General features: G+C 45.8%; 22 protein-coding genes. 10 read left to right on the forward strand and 12 right to left on the reverse strand.

Annotated elements, in window-relative coordinates:
- Positions 1-15 precede the first annotated feature (15 nt).
- From FD967_RS06345 to FD967_RS06365, 5 genes are all read right to left on the reverse strand, one after another.
- On the reverse strand, positions 16-495 hold the full coding sequence (locus tag FD967_RS06345; RefSeq protein ID WP_215325121.1) for a glycine zipper family protein: 480 nt from the start codon (positions 493-495) through the stop codon (positions 16-18).
- A 27-nt stretch (positions 496-522) separates the two neighbouring features.
- A complete protein-coding gene (locus tag FD967_RS06350; RefSeq protein WP_215325122.1) occupies positions 523-1014 on the reverse strand; it encodes a hypothetical protein in 492 nt (163 codons plus the stop codon).
- A gap of 109 nt (positions 1015-1123) precedes the next feature.
- On the reverse strand, positions 1124-2155 hold the full coding sequence (locus FD967_RS06355) for a tripartite tricarboxylate transporter substrate binding protein (RefSeq protein WP_251368991.1): 1032 nt from the start codon (positions 2153-2155) through the stop codon (positions 1124-1126).
- Entirely contained in the window at positions 2115-2678 is a 564-nt protein-coding gene (locus FD967_RS06360; RefSeq protein WP_215325123.1) for a disulfide bond formation protein B, read from the reverse strand. Before FD967_RS06360 ends, FD967_RS06355 begins: the two co-directional genes overlap by 41 nt.
- 5 nt (positions 2679-2683) lie before the next feature.
- Positions 2684-2836: a DUF5993 family protein gene (locus tag FD967_RS06365; RefSeq protein ID WP_215325124.1), complete on the reverse strand. Its 153-nt coding sequence runs from the start codon at positions 2834-2836 to the stop codon at positions 2684-2686.
- A gap of 80 nt (positions 2837-2916) precedes the next feature.
- Here FD967_RS06365 and FD967_RS06370 point away from each other — a divergent pair, with 80 nt between their 5' ends.
- Positions 2917-3690 (forward strand): enoyl-CoA hydratase/isomerase family protein, encoded by a 774-nt coding sequence (locus FD967_RS06370; RefSeq protein WP_215325126.1) that lies wholly within the window; start codon positions 2917-2919, stop codon positions 3688-3690.
- A gap of 38 nt (positions 3691-3728) precedes the next feature.
- On the opposite strand, the gene FD967_RS06375 is transcribed toward FD967_RS06370, so the two are convergent.
- The 5 genes from FD967_RS06375 to FD967_RS06395 form a co-directional block, all read right to left on the reverse strand.
- Complete coding sequence (locus FD967_RS06375) at positions 3729-4775, reverse strand: alpha/beta fold hydrolase (RefSeq protein ID WP_251368992.1); 1047 nt, start codon at positions 4773-4775, stop codon at positions 3729-3731.
- A 36-nt stretch (positions 4776-4811) separates the two neighbouring features.
- A complete protein-coding gene (locus FD967_RS06380; protein ID WP_215325128.1) occupies positions 4812-5504 on the reverse strand; it encodes a fumarylacetoacetate hydrolase family protein in 693 nt (230 codons plus the stop codon).
- Positions 5505-5582: 78 nt separating this feature from the next.
- The gene (locus FD967_RS06385) at positions 5583-5855 is read right to left on the reverse strand and encodes a SemiSWEET transporter (RefSeq protein ID WP_215325129.1); all 273 of its coding nucleotides are present in this window, start codon (positions 5853-5855) and stop codon (positions 5583-5585) included.
- A gap of 4 nt (positions 5856-5859) precedes the next feature.
- On the reverse strand, positions 5860-6252 hold the full coding sequence (locus FD967_RS06390; protein ID WP_215325130.1) for a cytochrome c5 family protein: 393 nt from the start codon (positions 6250-6252) through the stop codon (positions 5860-5862).
- Positions 6253-6334: 82 nt separating this feature from the next.
- Positions 6335-7360, reverse strand: coding sequence for a substrate-binding domain-containing protein (locus FD967_RS06395; protein ID WP_215325131.1), 1026 nt, complete (start codon positions 7358-7360; stop codon positions 6335-6337).
- Between the two features lie 75 nt (positions 7361-7435).
- Between FD967_RS06395 and FD967_RS06400 the strand changes: the two genes are divergently transcribed.
- From FD967_RS06400 to FD967_RS06410, 3 genes are read left to right on the forward strand one after another with little or no spacing between them, the layout of a single operon-like run.
- A complete protein-coding gene (locus FD967_RS06400; RefSeq protein ID WP_215325132.1) occupies positions 7436-8257 on the forward strand; it encodes a substrate-binding domain-containing protein in 822 nt (273 codons plus the stop codon).
- A gap of 5 nt (positions 8258-8262) precedes the next feature.
- Positions 8263-9138, forward strand: coding sequence for a substrate-binding domain-containing protein (locus tag FD967_RS06405; protein WP_215325133.1), 876 nt, complete (start codon positions 8263-8265; stop codon positions 9136-9138).
- An 8-nt stretch (positions 9139-9146) separates the two neighbouring features.
- On the forward strand, positions 9147-9371 hold the full coding sequence (locus FD967_RS06410; protein WP_215325134.1) for a molybdopterin-binding protein: 225 nt from the start codon (positions 9147-9149) through the stop codon (positions 9369-9371).
- A gap of 89 nt (positions 9372-9460) precedes the next feature.
- Here FD967_RS06410 and FD967_RS06415 read toward each other — a convergent pair whose 3' ends face one another.
- Entirely contained in the window at positions 9461-10042 is a 582-nt protein-coding gene (locus FD967_RS06415) for a hypothetical protein (protein WP_251366923.1), read from the reverse strand.
- Positions 10043-10206: 164 nt separating this feature from the next.
- Between FD967_RS06415 and FD967_RS06420 the strand changes: the two genes are divergently transcribed.
- From FD967_RS06420 to FD967_RS06440, 5 genes are all read left to right on the forward strand, one after another.
- Positions 10207-10647: a GNAT family N-acetyltransferase gene (locus FD967_RS06420; RefSeq protein WP_215325135.1), complete on the forward strand. Its 441-nt coding sequence runs from the start codon at positions 10207-10209 to the stop codon at positions 10645-10647.
- Between the two features lie 16 nt (positions 10648-10663).
- Positions 10664-11083, forward strand: coding sequence for a YbgC/FadM family acyl-CoA thioesterase (locus FD967_RS06425; RefSeq protein ID WP_215325137.1), 420 nt, complete (start codon positions 10664-10666; stop codon positions 11081-11083).
- Between the two features lie 21 nt (positions 11084-11104).
- A complete protein-coding gene (locus tag FD967_RS06430) occupies positions 11105-11683 on the forward strand; it encodes a hypothetical protein (protein WP_215325138.1) in 579 nt (192 codons plus the stop codon).
- A gap of 107 nt (positions 11684-11790) precedes the next feature.
- Positions 11791-13092: a DEAD/DEAH box helicase gene (locus FD967_RS06435; RefSeq protein ID WP_215325140.1), complete on the forward strand. Its 1302-nt coding sequence runs from the start codon at positions 11791-11793 to the stop codon at positions 13090-13092.
- An 86-nt stretch (positions 13093-13178) separates the two neighbouring features.
- On the forward strand, positions 13179-13472 hold the full coding sequence (locus tag FD967_RS06440) for a DUF1330 domain-containing protein (RefSeq protein WP_215325142.1): 294 nt from the start codon (positions 13179-13181) through the stop codon (positions 13470-13472).
- A gap of 57 nt (positions 13473-13529) precedes the next feature.
- Here the strand turns inward: FD967_RS06440 and FD967_RS06445 are convergent, their stop codons facing one another.
- Positions 13530-13718 (reverse strand): hypothetical protein, encoded by a 189-nt coding sequence (locus FD967_RS06445; protein ID WP_173942993.1) that lies wholly within the window; start codon positions 13716-13718, stop codon positions 13530-13532.
- Positions 13719-14034: 316 nt separating this feature from the next.
- Here FD967_RS06445 and FD967_RS06450 point away from each other — a divergent pair, with 316 nt between their 5' ends.
- Positions 14035-15630: a rhodanese homology domain-containing protein gene (locus FD967_RS06450; protein ID WP_215325144.1), complete on the forward strand. Its 1596-nt coding sequence runs from the start codon at positions 14035-14037 to the stop codon at positions 15628-15630.
- The last annotated feature ends 4 nt before the right edge of the window (positions 15631-15634 follow it).

Here is a 15634-nt window from a genome sequence, read left to right on the forward strand (position 1 = left end):
TTTCAGTAAATTGTTTTACTGAATAGGTTTAAATCCACTACTTGGAGGTCTGTAGTTAGGGCTACCTCCCTGGGATGGATAACTTGGCACCTGATTACCTTTCGAGTACATGCACTGCTGATAAGCAATATTGTATTGAGCCTGTGCTTGATTTTGTTTGCCCGAGGAATTCATAGCGCCCATGGCTGCGCCGCCGAGCAAGCCAACGCCAGCACCAGTGCCAATGTTCTGACTACTACCCCCCTGAATCACCGCACCCGCTGCCGCACCGATAGCAGCGCCGATAGCAGCACTAGTTGCACCTTCTTTTAAGGCGGCATTACTAGTATCTTTAATCGCATTTGCAGCAAACTCACGACACTGCTGATCTTCCTGCTGAAATACTTCAAAAGGTTTACCTTCACGCGGCATGATCGCAATGGTTGGACCAGTTGGCGCAGAGACACAAGCAACCAAAGAGCTGATGATGACCAAAGTCAGTACGGCACGTTTCATATTCATTCCCTAAATTGAGTCAATTACTTAATTTTGTCTATGCTGGCTGGTGGGTGCGTTACCAGAAGGTGGCATCGCCGGCTGAGTCTGCCAACCCGATGCACAACTTTGCACGTATGGGAAATATTGCCCGCTCGCTTCACAGTAATACCAAACTGGAGCTTGGGGTTGGGAAGCTAACACCATAGGCTGTTGCGGAGCCGAATAACTCACCACTGGTGGCGCTGCGTAAACCACGGGTGGCGCATAGTAGCCAGCAGCATAAGGGTAGCCATAGCCGGGACCGTAATATCCACCACGCCAGCCTGGGCCCCATCCGCCGCCATAACCTGGCCCATATGCTGCCGGACGCCAACCGCCACCATGGCCGCCGCCGTAACCTCCCCCAACGGAGACCGCCCAACCGACATTGCCCGCCTGAGCCGGCGCTGATGCAAGCACCAGTAATCCTGTTGCCGTGAAGAGCGCTAGCATCACTTTAGAGATGCTGAATGGGTATTGCAGTTGAGCTGTATTCATAGTAGACCCCTTTAAATGGTCGCCTCCTACTACCTTTAACGCTTCACCTAAATCTAGGCTGACAGGAATAAGGCTTTTATTAAGATATTTATTACTTTGCCGCATTGAGCTACTGCTCTAATTTTGCGCCTGATTTGTAAATAATCCTACCCCATTTATTGCTCTCGGATTGGATCAACTTATCGAGCTCCCGTGGACTGCCTGGCGCTGGCTCCAAACCACTGGCACGGAGCTTGTTTTGGACTTCGGACTGATTAAGGGTTTGGCGAGTCAAGGTATTTAAGCGCTTTTGTAGGGCTGAAGGTAGATTTGCTGGCGCCATGAGGGAGAACCACGATGTAGCCTCAAATCCAGGCAAGCCTTGCTCTGCCATGGTCGGAATCTCTGGAGCTGCTGGAGAGCGTTTTAAAGTAGTTACTGCCAAAGCCTGAACCTCTCCCGCCTTAATCAAAGGCAGCGATGAAGATAGATTATCAAACAGCATAGAAATACGTCCACTAATGAGATCGGGCAAGGATTGAGCTCTACCTTTGTATGGAATATGCCGAATCTGCACTCCAGTCATTTCTTTAAAGAGTTCACCAGACATATGTAATGAAGTGCCGACACCAGAGGAGCCAAAAGTAAGCTCATTGGGCTTGGCCTTGGCGAGCTCAATCAATTCGTGCAGATTGTTGACGCCCAACATCTTATTCACCACCAGTACATTGGGGGTACTTGCTAAAAAACTAATGGGCGTGAAATCATTGATCGGATGAAAAGACAACTTGTCATAGAGAGCACCGTTGATTGCATGTATACCCACCGTGCCGATGAGGAGTGTGTAGCCATCTGGCTCGCTCTTGGCTACCAGGTCAGCGCCGATGTTGCCACCATAACCAGGTCGATTTTCCACCAGCACTGGTACGCCTAGATTCTTCTGCCAACTCTCGGCCAGTACACGCGCCAAAATATCAGGTGCCCCACCAGGGGTGAAGGTCACCACAATCCGAATGGCTTGTTTGGGCCAAGCAGTCTCAGTTTTACCTGTTTGGGATTGGGCGAAATTAGTCAAACCCAAGAAAACCAGCAGGGCTAGAAGAGACTTCACAGGCATTAACTTAAAAACCAAAACGCGTACGCAACCAAATCCATCCGTCATATTTAACGGGATCATCAGCACAAGGGCCAATGCCGCATTCCAACAGAGTGGAAGCCAGGTTAGCAAAGACTAAAACAATAAATATCATGACTATTGTGTTGGCAAACAGTGAACGCGAACGCACGTCTCGGTTAGGCAGCATCAATAGAATTGCCAATCCCGCGATGAGACCAAGATAGCCCACAAAAGCCCAAGTGTAGAAGTGCAGCTCTAAAAAAGTTGCGCCAAATCCTTTATCTCCCGGTAAAACATGCAAGAGCACTTGGCGTAAAGAAACCATCATGCCTACTAAGCCACCGATGATGCCCCAGCCGTAGTGAGCGAAATGCGCTCCACAACGAATATTGAGCACCAGTGCAAAACCGATAATCACAAAACCCATGCGTTGCATCAGACACAGTGGGCATGGCAATTCACCAAAATACAGTTGGTCGACAAAGGCATAAGACAACATGCTGATAATCGCGGCTAAGGCAAGCTGATTACCAAGACCTGCCAAGGAAGGAAAAGAATGCTTGCTCATCTTCTTTAGAAATTGAGATTGAGATGACTGTTCGCATGAATGCGGAACCAGAACATCAAGATGGCGACGGTAATAGCAAGTACAAATAAACCTGCCAAACGTTTCTCAAACCACACAAGGACAAGGCCGATACAGGCTGTCAGGAAAGGTAGAAACATATACATGAATGAATTTTATCGCAGGTCGATCCAGACCTAAAAACAAGTTACTCAAAGGGTCTTTTGTATAGAATGAGACCATGAAATCCACCCCACCTTGCATCGATTTCCAGTTTGATGGTTCCATAGCCCGAATCACCTTCAACAATCCCACAGCGCGCAATGCCTTGACATGGTCTATGTATGAAGAACTTAAGCGCATTTGCGATGCGATAGCAAATATGTCAGAGATCAGGGTCGCTATTTTTAGAGGTGCTGGTGATAAAGCATTTGTATCGGGCAGTGATATTCAGCAATTTGTAGATCTCCAAAAAGATGAGGCCTATGAAGTTGCGGTAGATGCCATTTTTCACTCACTCCAACATTTACCTATTCCGACAATTGCACTCATTGAAGGATTGGCGGTGGGTAGTGGGCTACTGATTGCTACCGCATGTGATTTCAGAATATCAACTGATGATGCGCGCTTTGGTATTCCGGTCGCCAAGACCTTAGGTAACTGTTTATCGCCCAGCAATCTATCTTGGATCGCTTCTCACTTAGGCGCGCCAATGGTGAAGCGCATGTTACTAAGTGCAGAACTCATTAAAGCACCCGAGTTACTCAACTCAGGCTACCTCTATCAAACCACTACCCCCGATACCATTACAGAAGTAACAGAAGTTTTGGCCAGTAAATTAGTAGCACTCGCACCGATTACACAAAAGGCGAGCAAAGTCACTTTGGCACGCTTGATGGAGAGTAACTTACCGGATTGCACTGAACTCATGAGGCAGACTTACAACAGCGTTGACTTCAAAGAAGGAGTCAACGCCTTCCTTGAAGGACGCCCGCCTCAGTGGCTTGGTAAATAAAGATCAGCCACTAGTCACCTGATCGATGACAGCCTGTTTCAGGATTTCGAGTTTAAGAAATCCACTACCGTCTGCACAAAAATATCCGGCACCTCAATATGCGGAATATGCCCGACATTGTCCAAGGGAACTAACTTGGCATTCGGAATCACCTGAGCCGCTTTTCGACCTAACTCGGGAAAATTACCCAAAGACTTAACGGCCTCAGGTGGAGCAAAGCGACGGCCAAATACGGTTCTATCTTTCTGGCCAATGACCAGCAATACCGGCATCTTCAGTTGAGGCAAGTCACCCACTACCGGCTTTTCAGCAATCATCTGATAAGTTAACACTGAGGTCTTTGCATACGCTGGGTAGTCAGGCCCTTTTTGAATCCTGACATACACCTCTACAAACTGCTCAAAGCTCGGCTGCCAGACCGGAAAATAAGATTGCAAGAAACGGCGATAACTAGTTTCTGTTTGCGCCATTTCTAGCTTGAGTAGATTGTCATTCGTTTGTGGCGGGATATCTTTGCTGTAGTCTTCAAGACCCAATGGGTTTTCCAAGATCAGCTTCTGGACAGTTTTAGGATAAAGACGCGCAAACCGAATGCCTACCATGCCACCCATGGAGTTGGCAATCACTGAAGTCTTACTGACACCGAGTGATTTCAACAGGGCTTGTGTGTTCTGAGCAAGATCATCGAAGTGGTATGCAACGTCTGGTTTGGAAGATTTGCCAAAGCCAATTTGATCTGGAGCAATGACTCGGTAACCTGCCGCAGCCAATCCTTTGATCGTAGGCGCCCAATAATCACTTGAGAAATTCTTCCCATGAAACAAAACCACGACCCCCTTCTGCTTACCAACTGCGGGCACGTCCATATAAATCATACTGGCGGGCTGCCCCTGAATAGAGGTTTTAAATTCTTTAGTGGGATAAGGATAAGGCCAAGTACTCAGGCGCAAATCTAAGGGACTGGCATTGGCATAGCGACTGGGTGGTGGAGCTTCCGCCTTGGGCTGATCAACCGATGTGCAGGCCGAAAGTGAGACGCCGCCAACGCACATTACCATCGCGATTCCCAGCGCCTTAATTCTCATCTCCATCCCTTTGTCTGTCTGAACTGCTTAAACTATTTATACGATCTTGATTTTCAGGGGACTTAAACCTTCGACAGATCCTTCAAGTACATCACCTTTTTTTACAGGACCCACGCCCGCAGGTGTACCAGACATAATTAAATCACCTGGCTCAAGCGTAAATAAAGTAGAGAGGTATGCAATGGTGTCTGGAACATTCCAAATCAGTTGGTTTAAGTCACCCTCTTGGCGCACTTCACCATTCACTAGGAGCTTGACTGCACCTTTAGTAGGATGACCAAAGTGAGTGGCAGGCGTCAGAGCAGCGCATGGGGCAGATTGATCAAATGCTTTTCCAGTATCCCAAGGGCGCCCCATTTTTTTTGCTTCGCCTTGCAAGTCACGACGAGTCATGTCCAGCCCAACTCCGTAACCATAAACATGCTCTAGCGCCTTATCCGCAGAAATATTGGCGCCGCCCTTACCAATCGCGACAACCATCTCAATCTCGTGGTGAACATCATTTGACAGGTTTGGATATTGCATGTCTTTACCATCGGTAACGATTGAATTGGCCGGCTTCATAAAAAAGAATGGCGGCTCACGATCGGGGTCATGACCCATCTCACGAGCATGATCAGCATAGTTACGACCCACGCAATAGATGCGATTTACAGCAAAACGGCGGGTATCGCCTACAACGGGTAGCGATGGAACAATGGGGGGATCGATGACGTATGTATTGCTCATGAATGGCCTTTGTAATGAATGTCTAATTTTTAATAACTCTGATCTAAATAAATTATGACATCACTTGAATCAATGTCATTACTGCCCCTTACTACGGAGCTTGAGCACCAAGATGCTCAGAGCCAAGGCAAAGGTCAAGGCGTTAGCCAAAATCAAGGGCCACTTCTCAATAATGAGACCGTAGATGAGCCACAAACCCACCCCAGCAGTAAATAGGCTATACATCCCCACCGAGATCCCAGAGAGATCTCTGGTGCGCCAAGATTGAATGGCCTGAGGCAGAAAGGCAATCGTAGTTAAAAATGCAGCGCAGTAGCCAATGATCTCAATCTGATGTGGCAATAAAGTCATGCGCTTACGGCTTCTTATTCAGGCTCGCTTTACGCGCTTCAATTTCTTTGTTGATGGCTGCTAGGGTTTTTGCATCAGGAGTCTTCCAGTTGCCACCGGCCTTATTAACCATATAAACCACTGCCTCTGAGAATCCTTCCACCGAGAGATTGGGATTGCCGCCTTTGGCGGGCATTCCTCTCACGCCAACATATCCATGTGCAGTGAGGGTGACCTGACCTTCGGCAATCAATGGGGTCCACTGAGCTTTATCACCAAACTTAGGAGCCTTCAGAACGCCAGCGCCATGGCAGGCTGCGCAGACTTGCTTATAAGTATTCTCACCAGGTTCAGCAAAGGCGGCTAATGGGGAGAAAATACAAGCGGCTAGAATAAAGGGGCGAAGGAGCGATTTCATGGGTGGCTTCTCAGAGATAAGTGGGTATGACTCATAATTTATCTCATTTTTCAATCGGCGTACTCATTTAGGCTTGCGCTAGTTAAAGCCAACCTGCAATCTGCCGCTTGAGCCCGATCGACCTATAGCCCGGACTAGCGCTGGAAAGAACCCGAATTTTCCGAATCAGTTTTGCGAAATCGGTATTCAGGCTAAGGTCCTTGTTCATGGCAAGAAAGAAGATTTCATCTTTCAATTGAATGAAATCTAGCCCATTCTCCAATGCAATACTTTTGACACCCATGCCGGCATCTGCTTTTTTAGCCAATATCGCTGTAGCAATTGCGGAATGGGTGAACTCTTCATTTTCGTAGCCCTTAATGCCCTGCGCATCAATACCTTCCTTAGCCAAAATCGTATCCAGGAGCAAACGTGTGCCAGATCCTTTTTGGCGATTAATAAAGCGAATTTTGGGTCTTAGTAAATCTTTAGGAGAAATAATATTGAGTGGATTTCCTTTGGCCACCAACAGACCTTGTACACGCTTCATTACGGGGAATATTTGCATCCCCTCTTTTTGTAATTGCTTAGAAATAATCAAGGAACTTTTGGGATCTGAAACGTGGTAACCGGCAATATCAACTTCATAATTTTGTAGTCGCTCTAAAGCCTCGCCCGATCCAGCAGTAATGAGTTCAAAGCCACCAATATTGAATACCGCCTTTTGAATAATCGGATCACTACTACTAGCAAAGCGCCATTGTTTTTTGGCCTTCACCCTAAATTGGGCAAAGCCTTCTTCTAGGTGCGACAGGCTGGATTGCCCTAATCGCATCGTCTTTTGATCAAAGTCTTCGGTAAATTGAATCAAGTATCTTGCGTATTCTGATAATTGAGAGCCGTGCCCCCTCACACGATCCATCAACTTAAATCCCAAGGCCAGCTCTACATCGTTGAGTTTTTGCCAAACGTTTCTATAAGAGAGCCCCATTTTTTTACAGGCAGACATCAGTGTTTTACCGTGATCAATGTCTTTTAATAAGGCAGTCAACCACACCAAATCCACCACAGCTGGATCTTTAGCATTCTTATTTCCAAAAACGAGGGTTGGCCGGATCTGAATTCTCATATGTAATTTTTTGCATATTGATGTTTTGTAATATGACAAATCTTAACCGAACCTAACTCATGGAGCTCTATTCAAATGAAATTCTCATTTAAGCAATTACTGGCAGGAGCCGTTGCTGCACTAATGCTGGTAGGCAGCTCAGCTTATGCACAAGAGAAAAGTATTGTCCTTTCCTCAACCACCTCCACAGAGCAATCTGGTCTTTTTGGCTTTATCTTGCCAATCTTCAAAATGAAGAGTGGAATCGATGTCAAAGTAGTGGCCGTTGGTACTGGCCAAGCCTTAGATATTGGACGTCGTGGTGATGCCGATGTGGTCTTTGTGCACGACAAACCAGCTGAAGAAAAGTTTGTTGCTGAGGGCTTTGCCACAAAACGTGTTGAAGTCATGTACAACGACTTCGTCTTGATTGGCCCCAAATCAGATCCAGCCAAAATTGGTGGTGGCAAGGACATCAAAGTCGCATTTCAAAAGATCGCTACAGCACAGGCACCATTCGTATCCCGTGGCGACAAGAGTGGTACACATGCGGCTGAATTGCGCTACTGGAAAGATGCTGCTGTCACGGTGGCTCCAAGCGCTTGGTACAAAGAAACCGGCTCAGGTATGGGTCCAGCATTAAATACTGCTTCCGCAATGAATGGTTACATCTTGGCCGATCGCGCTACTTGGCTTTCATTTAAGAATCGTGGCGATTTAACAATCCTAGTTCAAGGTGACCCAAAGCTATTTAATCAATATGGCGTGATGTTGGTAAGCCCAACTAAATTCCCGCATGTGAAAAAAGCTGAAGGCCAAGAATTCATTGATTGGATTACTTCTAAAAATGGTCAAGACGTGATTGCCAGCTATCAAATTGGTGGCGAACAACTCTTCTTCCCGAACGCCAAGAAATAATGCAGATGAAATATCCACATCTATTCACTAGCACCCTACTCACCACTTTGCTATTGGGACTTGGAATGCAAACGTCGACAGCGCAATCCAATCCGCCAAAAGTAGAGGCTACTTATGGTCAAGGTGCTAAGAGCTTTAAATTAGCCACTGGTAGCCCTGGTGAGTTGGGTTTACTACAACAACTTGGTGAGGCCTTTGATAAAAAAGAAGGTGCGCGCTTGGTGTGGATTAAGGCAGGAAGCGGCGCCTCCCTCAATTTGCTGAAAACGAAGCAAGTTGACATGATCATGGTGCATGCACCAGATGGGGTTAACAAGGCAATTGCTGAAGGATGGGCAACTGGTAGAACGCTGATTGGATCTAATGAGTTTTATATAGTGGGCCCTAAAGCCGATAAGGCCAAGATCCAATCTGCAAGTAGTGGTGCAGATGCTTATACAAAGATTGCAAAGACCCAAGCCAACTTTATCTCTCGAAGTGATAAATCGGGTACGCACCAAAAAGAAATGGATATTTGGAAAAAAGCGGGGGTCGTGCCAGAAGGTAATTGGTATATCGTAACCAATGACTTTATGACAGCATCACTCAAAAGAGCAAATACAGATAAAGCGTATTTCATGACAGATAGCAGCACTTGGGTGGCAGAGAAAAATATCGCTCCTGAGTTGCAGATTCTGTATCGAGGTGACCCTTACTTAGTCAATACCTATGATGCTTTAGTAGCACCTGTTGGTGCAACTGAAAATCGCGATATTGCCGCTAAGTTCATTCAGTTTGTAGCATCTGATGAAGGTCAGGCCATCATTCGTAATTATGGAAAAGCTCAGTACAAAGAAGCCCTCTACAATGATGCCGTCTACGCCAAACAATACGTCCAATAGGAGAAATCATGGAACTTAAAGTCAAACTCAGCGCACGCAATACTCTTAGCGGAAAAGTAGTTGAACTCAAAATGGGTCAAACTACCTCTCACGTTAAATTAGATATCGGTGCTGGCCATATTGTTACCGCCTCTATTACCAATGAGGCAGTTGATGAGTTAAATCTCAAGGCTGGAGATCAGGCTTGGGCGGTCATTAAAGCCTCTGATGTCATGATTGCTAAAGACGCTTAAGTGATTAGCTGGTATGCAAAAGGCCCGCAATGCGGGCCTTTTTCTTTAGTACATCAGCACTAAGTCATGCTGAATACATTATTGAATGCTTACTTCTTTGGTGTTACGAAACCAATTGCGGTGTCGTCAACGAACTCAACCATCACGTCATCACCAGCCTTAAATTTCTCAAGACCTAAGACGCTTTGATCCACTTTCACTCTTTGCTTCTCACCTGATGGCAATGTGAATGTCACAACACGGGTTTTTGCATCGATTGTGCTAATTTTGACGGTTGCATACACAGTGTCAGTAGTCTCTTCAAATGGCTTAGCTGAACCTTTGCCAGAGATGACGACAGCGCGGACACCTGAAACGCCAGGCTTGGCATCCTTAGGAGCAGCAACTAAACCAACTGCAATCGCTTGAGCGTGCTCAACCACAAACAGATCGCCCTTCTTCACTTTATCCAAATCATTGACTTGCTTGGATACATTCATTTGAGCCAAGTTACCGTTAGCGTCTTTCAGCACTACGATGCGCTTCTTTACATCGACTGAATCAACAGTAGCAGTCAATACAACTGCTTCGGCTGCCAAAGGCAACATTTTTGCTGGTGCTTGAGCAAATACTGAGCCTGCAACAACTAAACCGAGTGAGGCAACTAATGTAGCTAGTAAAGATTTCTTCAAAATAACTCCTAAATAAAGGTTTTAAGGGGCAATGCTAAGCAAAGCCTCCGATTTATTCTAACCTTAGAGCTCTTATTTAAACCTTAAATGGGTTCAATTTGCTAAATTAGAAGCCTTGATGACTCATTCGCCCCCTCTTCTATCAATAACAGATCGCTATCGTGATGGCTCTAGTGGTACTGATTAAAACCTGGCAGGACGCCAAGCTAGATGCTTACTCCATTCGAAAGCGCGTCTTTATCGAGGAGCAAGGCGTTCTAGAAGAGATGGAGCTCGATGAATTCGACCTCAATGCTCAGCATGCACTTGCCTATGCAGACTCAGAATGTATAGGTACAGCTCGCCTTGTTACCCTAACTGGGAGTGTTGGAAGCATTGGAAGAATTGGACGTATGGCGGTACTGACAAAGTATCGAGGGCAAGGCGTTGGTAAACAACTACTGGGGGCTTTACTAAATGCATGTCAATCTCAGGGTATTAAACAAATAGAGCTACATGCCCAAGTAACAGTGATCCCGTTTTACGAGCAATTTGGGTTTATTGCCCAAGGCGATATTTATGACGAAGCTGGTATTCCACATCGCGATATGATTCTACGTAACTAATAGCATTGAAATGATCATGACTCAAACTAATCACCCCCCTTTTCTTTTTCGCGTTTGCTACTCTGATACCGATGCAGCAGGCTTTGTGTATCACGCGCGTTATTTAGAGATCTTTGAGCGCAGTCGCTCGGAGTGGCTTCAGCAACGAGGTTTAAGTCCAACAAAATTAGTCAATGAATTTGGCATTCTTCTTCCCGTTCGAGAGCTCACGATGAACTTTCATAGGCCGGGACGCTTAGATGATCTCTTAAGTATTGATCAGCTGATTGAGCATCGTGGTCGCACTCAAATTGCAGTAAAACAAACTGCTAAACGAATTGTTGCGGGTAGCGAGCCCGAGCTGATTGCCAGCGCTGTTCTTCATATTGTTTGTGTTGATACCACCACCCTTAAACCTAAGGGCCTTCCTGATTGGCTGTTTGCAGCTGATCAATAAGACTTCAATTTAGGAGCACGTATGCAAGAAGGAAAATTACTGAGCTTTGTAAAAGGTCTCGCAACGCTACTGGAAACCCATCCGAGTGAAGAGATCATTTTTTCCAAAGGTAAAAAACTCCTAGAAAACTTAATCCAGTCTGATGACTGGCTGTCAGAGGAGTTTTGCAAACCACACCCACAGTATTACCAGCAATACTTGTTGTATGCGGATCCCTTAGACCGCTTTTCCATAGTGAGCTTTGTATGGGGTCCTGGTCAAAAGACGCCGCTGCATAACCACACCGTCTGGGGAATGATTGGTCAGTTACGAGGGCAAGAACGTAGTGCCGACTATTACCGCCAACCTGATGGCAGCTATCAGGCCGATCAGTCTTTCATTTGCAATCCAGGTCAAGTAGCCACTGTATCCCCCAATACACATGACATTCATGTAGTGGAGAACGCCTTGAGCGACCAAACCTCTATTAGCATCCATGTTTATGGTGGCAACATTGGCCGTATCGAACGAGCTGTATTTGATCCAACTACAGGCTCAGAAAAATTATTTATCTCGGGGTATGCCAATTCTGTAACGCCAAATCTTTGGAATGCGGCCTGATAGCTTAAAATAGCAACTCTTTCTGCAAACACTGCAAGTGTGGCAGCTCACCCCATTGGCCGGGATAGTCGTTTAATTGAATACGGGCCAATATTTATTTGGCTCCTATGTTATTTACAGATCTTGGTTTATCAGAACCCATTCTTCGCGCGATCAGCGAGGAAGGCTATACCAGCCCTACCCCCATTCAAGAAAAATCGATCCCCGCTGTATTAAAGGGTGGAGATTTACTAGCCGCCGCCCAAACCGGCACCGGTAAAACTGCCGGCTTTACCCTGCCGATTCTTCAGCGCTTAAGCAGTTCAGCGAAGACTGGTGGCAAGCGTCAATTACGCGTATTGATTTTGACCCCCACCCGCGAACTAGCTGCTCAAGTTCAAGAATCGGTCGTAACCTATGGCAAATATACTGGCCTTAAATCGACTGTTATTTTTGGCGGCGTCGGTGCCAATCCCCAAATTAAAGCCATTGCTGCAGGACTCGATATCTTGGTAGCAACACCAGGTCGCCTCCTTGACCTCATGTCACAGAACTGTGTCTCACTCGCTAATATTGAAATTCTGGTTCTTGATGAAGCAGATCGTATGTTAGATATGGGCTTCTTGCGGGATATTAAAAAGATACTGGCAGCATTGCCAAAGCAACGACAGAACTTACTATTTTCAGCAACCTTCTCTACCGAGATTAAAGCCTTAGCTGATGGCTTGCTGAATTCACCAGCATTAATTGAAGTGGCGCGGAGCAATAGCACCAATGACGCTATTGCCCAACTCATCCACCCAGTAGATAGAAACCAAAAACATCCTTTGTTAGCGCATCTGATTAAATCAAATCAGTGGCAGCAGGTCCTCGTATTTACTCGTACAAAACATGGTGCTAATAAATTAGTTACCCAACTTGAGAAAGATGGCATTACCGCCATGGCTATTCATGGTAATAAGAGCCAAAGTGCTCGCACCAAAGCTTTAGCAGAATTTAAGGATGGCAAGATCACTGTTCTAGTAGCTACTGATATTGCTGCGCGCGGTATCGACATTGATCAACTACCTCACGTTGTGAACTACGATCTGCCAAATGTCTCTGAGGATTATGTTCACCGCATTGGCAGGACTGGTAGAGCTGGTTCAAACGGAGTTGCCGTTTCTTTAGTCTGCGTTGACGAACATCAGATGCTCCGAGATATTGAAAAACTCATCAAGCAAAAGCTGCCGCAAGAAGTCATTACTGGATTTGAACCAGATCCGAATGCAGTAGCACAACCCATCCAATTGAGAAGCCAGCAACACCAGCAATCCAGAAAGCCTCGACCAGGCAATGCTGGCGGCAGTAATGGTAGCGGTAATGGCGGAGCCAGACCTGCAGCTAAGCGCAGTGGCCCACCCAAACGTAGCTTTAATCGATCAATTTAGAATTTGCGATGGGCGATATTTGATAACTCGATCTCAATCTAGCTTGAGATTAAATACACTAGCTTGATCATTTTCTGGGAAATGAAATGACTATTAAGGTGATTGGTCTTATTCAGTTAAATAATCGTGAGGCATTTGAGGAGTACCGGTCGCAGGTAGGGGATACGGTTAGCCGCTATCAGGGCAAGATCCTCTCTCGTGGATCGTTCAATACATTTTTATGGAATGAGTTGAAATGTGATTCCTTTAGCGCCTTTGTAGAGCTGGAGTTCCCAGATCTAGAGCACTCAGAATCGTGGGCCAATAGCCCAGAATATCAAAACTTACTAGCGATTCGAAGTAAAGCAATGAAGCTCACTTTATTTTCTGTCAGCCTATAAAAATAAAGCCCGGCTCCTTGTGGGGGCCAGGCTGAATTCAATAAAAAGTAAGAAGCGTTACTTCTTAGCTTCCATGGCCTCTTTGGCAGCGGTAATTTCTTTACGACGCTCTTTACATGCGCCAGCAATTTCTTGCAAAGCTTTACGAGCACGAGCAGCAGATGCCTTAACGCCCTTTTCAATAAACTTTTCGTTCTCTGCTTTGTAAGTTTCAAAAGCGGCCAACAATGTATCGTGTTGTGACATCCTGTCTCCTAGATCTTTAATTAAAGTTTGAGTATTAAGCTCGCAAATAGTATATCCCCATAAAAAGCAGGGAATTACAGGTCTAGCCCTAGGGATAACTCTTATATTGCATAAATCCTCCAAAATAAGAAAAACCATTAAAAACAATGGAGATGCACGCAAAAAAAACAAAAAATGCCCTATTTATTACCTAAGGCCTTAAATAGGCAAGCCGACGCTTTCGGGGCACTTTTAGTCCGATATCTTGCATAAAAATTGAATATTTCCTTAGATTAACGCCTAAATTAACCACCCCAAAAAAATACAGAAAAGAATGATGTCCATCAAAAATCAAGACTATGCTTTTGTCCGAAATAAGTTACTCAAAAAAGAAGAAATCGCTCTATTAGATGTTCGTGAAGAAGATCCTCATGCACAAGAACACCCTTTGTTTGCTGCCAATCTTCCACTATCACGTATTGAGGTTGATGCATTCAGTAAGCTTCCCAGAAAAGATGTGCCGATTGTTACGCTTGATGATGGTGAAGGGCTTGCGCAATTAGCAGCGGAAAGACTCACCAAGCTTGGCTATTTGGATGTTTCAGTATTTAAAGGCGGCGTTACAGGATGGAAGGCTGCTGGCGGAGAGGTCTTTAAAGATGTAAATGTTCCAAGCAAATCTTTTGGTGAATTTGTGGAATCAAAGCGGCATACGCCTTCCCTGTCAGCACAAGAAGTGAAGAAATTAATTGATGACAAGGAAGATGTAGTGGTGGTGGATGTGCGTCGCTTTGATGAATATCAAACTATGAGCATTCCTACGGGTATTAGCGTTCCAGGTGCTGAGTTGGTTTTGCGCCTTCCAGAATTAGCGCCCAATCCTAAGACTAAGATCATCGTCAATTGCGCAGGAAGAACGCGCAGCATCATCGGCACTCAATCACTCATTAATGCCGGTATTCCAAACGAGGTGAATGCATTACGTAATGGCACGATTGGCTGGACCCTAGCTGGTCAGGAGCTAGATAAAGGTCAAAGTCGTCAATTCAAAGAGGTCAGCGAGAGTACTGCTACCAAGGCTGCTGAGCGCGCACGGAGCGTTGCCGACAAGGCTGGGGTTAAGCGGGTTAAGCTTGCCGATATCGAGCAATGGAAATCTCAAGCCGAGCGAACCACGTATTTCTTTGACCCAAGAACGCCTGAAGAATACGAAGCAGGTCACCTACCTGGATTTCGCTCAATACCAGGTGGGCAATTGGTTCAAGAGACAGAAATGGTGGCGCCTGTTCGTGGTGCACGCATCGTGTTATCCGATCCGAGTACAGTGAGAGCAAATATGCCAGCTTCATGGCTTGCGCAGATGGCTTGGGATGTCTATGTAATTGATGACATCAAAGAAACGGATCTGACTGAGAAAGGAATCTGGATTGCACCTCAGCCGCAAACGCCTCATATTCAAATGGTGGATGCGAATACTGCTTCATCATGGTTAAAGGATGATGCCAAGACAATTTTCATCGATCTCAGCACCCATGCAAATTATGTTAAAGGCCATATTCCTGGTAGTTGGTTTGCACTACGTTCTCAGTTTGCCAGCGCCTTCAAGAATCTTCCCGTAGCAAATCGTTACGTACTTACCAGCACTACGGGCGAGTTAGCAGTATTTGCTGCACAAGAAATTCAAGCACTCATTCAATCTCTCGCTCAGGCGGAAGTACTCGTATTAACTGGAGGTAATGCAGCTTGGATCAAGGCTGGCCTTGATATTGAAAAAGGGGCTACTCATTTAGCATCACCCCCAATGGATCGCTACAAGCGGCCATATGAAGGGACCAGCGTTGATCCCGCAGCGATGCAGGCCTACCTAGATTGGGAATTTGGTTTAGTAGAGCAACTTGGCAAGGATGGAACCCATCACTTCTGGGTGCTTTGATAGT

Source organism: Polynucleobacter sp. JS-Mosq-20-D10 (assembly GCF_018687755.1).
Classification (GTDB): domain Bacteria; phylum Pseudomonadota; class Gammaproteobacteria; order Burkholderiales; family Burkholderiaceae; genus Polynucleobacter.